This is a genomic window from Stenotrophomonas maltophilia group sp. RNC7 (assembly GCF_030910085.1).
Classification (GTDB): Bacteria; Pseudomonadota; Gammaproteobacteria; order Xanthomonadales; family Xanthomonadaceae; genus Stenotrophomonas; species Stenotrophomonas sepilia.
Genome location: NZ_JAVFVN010000557.1, coordinates 1 through 597 on the forward strand (window position 1 = coordinate 1; position 597 = coordinate 597).

Genomic DNA, 597 nt, shown 5'->3' on the forward strand with positions numbered 1-597 from the left:
GCCGGTCTGTCAGGCTATCTGGTCCTGCGGTTCAGTAAACGACGCAAAGCGGTCAGTTGAGGGAAATGGCAGTGACGGCTAACCAGAAACCCGATCCGGCCGGCCATCTCAACGCAACAAATGATGCAGCGAAAACTGATCGCCGTAAGCTCAGTCCCTCAATGACAGGCATAGGTAAACTGCTGCAAGAACAGCTCGCAGTTGACGAGCAAACAAACGGTGAGCACTTCGCTGAACTGCTGGCTCGTTTGGCGGTAACGGCTTCGGCACCATGAAGTATACTGGACATTTCGCCCGATGTTCAGGGTCGACAAAAAGTTCTGAAAGAGCGTTGCCATGGACTTGACTGAAATAATTGGCCCGCAGGACATAATGACCAATCTGGCTCCGTCTTCCAGAGATGACCTCTTGCGTGATCTGGCTATTTTCGTTGCACGGGGAACAGGGACAACTCCGGAAGCTATACTGGAATTGTTGCTCGAGCGGGAAGAGCTCGGCTCTACCGGTATTGGAGCAGGCATTGCCGTGCCACACGCTATTATAGATGGTCTGGTTAGACCGAGAGCGACGCTGGCGGTTCTGAACTATCCTGTCAAT

Annotated in this window: 2 protein-coding genes; both read left to right on the forward strand. The window is 52.9% G+C overall.

The genetic code is table 11. The features are described 5' to 3' along the window. Positions 1 to 65 precede the first annotated feature (65 nt). Positions 66 to 275: a hypothetical protein gene (locus RCF13_RS10785; protein ID WP_139309258.1), complete on the forward strand. Its 210-nt coding sequence runs from the start codon at positions 66 to 68 to the stop codon at positions 273 to 275. Positions 276 to 336: 61 nt separating this feature from the next. Continuing rightward, the coding region (locus tag RCF13_RS10790) for a PTS sugar transporter subunit IIA (protein WP_308141154.1) at positions 337 to 597 on the forward strand (261 nt) is incomplete at its 3' end.

Bases quoted from the DNA above. Each gene is read 5' to 3' on its own strand.
- RCF13_RS10785 (WP_139309258.1), top strand. From the start codon at position 66: ATGGCAGTGACGGCTAACCAGAAACCCGATCCGGCCGGCCATCTCAAC.